This window comes from Aquabacterium sp., from assembly GCF_021768455.1.
Taxonomy (GTDB): Bacteria; Pseudomonadota; Gammaproteobacteria; order Burkholderiales; family Burkholderiaceae_C; genus Aquabacterium.
This window is the reverse complement of sequence record NZ_JAIZVX010000256.1, coordinates 1-2,554: the sequence shown is the minus strand read 5'-3', so window position 1 is coordinate 2,554 and position 2,554 is coordinate 1. Positions and strand designations below refer to the sequence as shown.

The following is a 2,554-nucleotide window of genomic DNA, read 5'->3' as shown; positions in this document are numbered from 1 at the left end:
GCGCCGCGCCAGCCGGCATGCAGCGCCGCCACACCACGCCCATCTGGCGCCGCCAGCAGCAAGGGCAGGCAATCGGCCACCATCACGGCACAGACCACGCCAGGCTCGGTGCTCAGGGCGCCATCGGCCTGCGGTGCGCAACCTGGCGCCATGTCACCCGAAGGTGCTGCGGCGACGGCGCGCACTCGCAACACATCGGGCCCATGCACCTGGTCCAGCCAGACTGGCCGCGCGCCGATGAACCGGGCCACCCGTTCGCGGTTGGCGGACACCGCGTGAGGATCATCGCCCACATGTAGCCCCAGGTTGCACCCCTGGTAAGCCCCCTGGCTGACGCCGCCCTGGCGGGCGGTCATGAGGGCTCCCACGCCATCACCCAGATCGGGACACAGCCAGCCTTCAGGCCATGCCATGGCCTCGGCATCGGCGGAACAGGGCGACGTGGAGGGGAGCAGTGACGAGGCGGACATGGGCGGAGACATGGACGTGACCAGGGGCGCCCGCGGGTGTGCAGCGCACGGGCAGGCCCTTGCGGGCCGCTATGATTTGCCACGATGCTACCCCTGCTTCCAAGCCGGCCGACCTCTCAGGCCCGGCACCGACACGCTCTGCCTCCCGCCCTTGACGCCTGGCTCACCGCCCCCGGATCGCTGACCGCACGCCTGCGGGCACACGGGCCGGTGACGGTTCAGGTGCTGGAACAGGGTCGCCAGCGGCTGCTGCCCCAGGAACGCAGGGCCCTGGGCAGCGCAGCGGGTCATGTGCGCGAAGTCGTGCTGAAGGTCGATGGGCGCCCGGCGGTCTGGGCTCGCAGCAGTGCACCGCTTCGGGCCGTGAAAGGGCCCTGGCGGGCCATCAAGGGCCTGGGCACGCGCCCGCTGGCCGAATTGCTGTTCGACGGCCACCGTGTGCAACGCGGCCCGCTGCACGCCAGCCGTCTGCCTCGCGGCGGCGTGCTGCGCCGCCACCTGGGTCGGCAATGGACGCTGACCCTGGAGGATCGGCCTGCGGCAGAACCGGTCTGGGCGCGCTGGTCGGTGTTCCGCCACCGTGGCCAGCCCTTGCAGGTGATGGAATGTTTTGCCCCCTGGGTGCGGTCTCTGGCGGCCAATGGCCCGCCTCGCCCTCGCGCCCAGGCTTGCCCTACACTTGCGCGCATGCTGCTTTCACGCCGAATCGAGCACTGCCAGGTTTGCGGTACGCCCGTCGAGCACAAGGTGCCCGAAGACGACAACCGTCCGCGCGCGGTCTGCCCCGCCTGCGGGCACATCCACTACGTCAACCCATTGAACGTGGTCGGCACCCTGCCCGTCTGGGGCGACAAGGTGCTGCTGTGCAAACGCAACATCGAGCCGCGCAAGGGTTTCTGGACCCTGCCCGCCGGCTTCATGGAACTGGGCGAGACCACCGCAGAAGGCGCCGCCCGCGAGACCGACGAAGAAGCCGGCGCCCACTTCGAGATGCAGGGCCTCTACTGCGTGCTCAACGTGGTCACGGCCGGACAGGTGCACCTGTTCTACCGCGCCCGCCTGACCGACGACGTTTTCTCGCCCGGCCCCGAGACCATGGAAGCCCGCCTCTTCAGCCAGGAAGACATTCCCTGGGACGACCTGGCCTTCCGCACCGTCCGCATGGCGCTGGAGTGCTACTTCGCAGACCGCATCGAAGGTCAATTTCCCGTGCATTGCGCCGATATCCGTTGACCAGCCTGCGTGCCAAAGGGGTCGGATGGGGCGCAGCAAGCCCATTCCGGGCCAGCAGTACCAGCAGCCGGCCCAGCAGTGACCGATCGGCCCTGGCCTAACCTTCCAGGCTGCGGCTGGCCTGGATGGCGGTGAGGGCGATGGTGTACACGATGTCATCGACCTGCGCGCCCCGCGGCAGGTCGTTCACCGGTTTTCGCAGCCCTTGCAGCATTGGCCCCAGGCTCACGCAGTCGGCGCTGCGCTGAACAGCCTTGTGAGTGGTGTTGCCGCTGTTCAGGTCCGGGAACACGAATACTGTGGCGCGGCCGGCCACGTCGCTGTCAGGCGCCAACTGCCGTGCCACCGCCTCGTTTGCCGCAGCGTCATATTGCAAGGGGCCATCGATGAGCAGCCCGCGTTGTTGCTCCCGTGCCAGCAAGGTCGCTTCGCGCACCTTTTCCACTTCCTCGCCCGTGGCGGACTGCCCGCTGGAATAGCTGAGCATGGCGACCCGTGGCGCAATACCCAACGCCTGGGCGGAATCGGCGCTTTGCAGGGCAATCTCGGCAAGCTCGGCAGCATCGGGGTGAGGGTTCATCACGCAATCCCCGTACATCACCACCTGATCCGGGAACAACATGAAAAACACCGACGAAACCAGGCTCCAGCCCGGGGCGGTCTTGATCAGTTGCAGGGCCGGGCGGATGGTATTGGCGGTGGAATGCACCAGCCCGGATACCAACCCGTCCACCTCATCCAGGGCCAGCATCATGGTACCAATCACCACCGGGTCTTCGAGCTGCTGTTCGGCCATGGGTGCATTCAGGTTTTTGCTCTTGCGCAGCTCGACCATGGGCGCCACGTAGCGC

At 67.8% G+C, this 2,554-nt stretch carries 3 protein-coding genes and 1 pseudogene; 2 read left to right on the top strand and 2 right to left on the bottom strand.

Annotated elements, in window-relative coordinates:
* A partial coding sequence (locus QZ994_RS19450) for a laccase domain-containing protein (protein ID WP_290877632.1) occupies positions 1 to 470 on the bottom strand: 470 nt, incomplete at its 3' end.
* 84 nt (positions 471 to 554) lie between these two features.
* On the opposite strand from QZ994_RS19450, the pseudogene QZ994_RS19445 reads away from it, so the two are divergent.
* Together QZ994_RS19445 and QZ994_RS19440 are read left to right on the top strand one after the other, a co-directional pair.
* Positions 555 to 1,073 (top strand): annotated as a pseudogene (locus QZ994_RS19445) (chorismate lyase); the annotation flags it as partial.
* An 84-nt stretch (positions 1,074 to 1,157) separates the two neighbouring features.
* Positions 1,158 to 1,703, top strand: a complete 546-nt coding sequence (locus tag QZ994_RS19440) for an NUDIX hydrolase (protein WP_290877635.1) — start codon at positions 1,158 to 1,160, stop codon at positions 1,701 to 1,703.
* A gap of 97 nt (positions 1,704 to 1,800) precedes the next feature.
* Here the strand turns inward: QZ994_RS19440 and pta are convergent.
* A partial coding sequence (pta, locus tag QZ994_RS19435) for a phosphate acetyltransferase (protein ID WP_290877629.1) occupies positions 1,801 to 2,554 on the bottom strand: 754 nt, incomplete at its 5' end.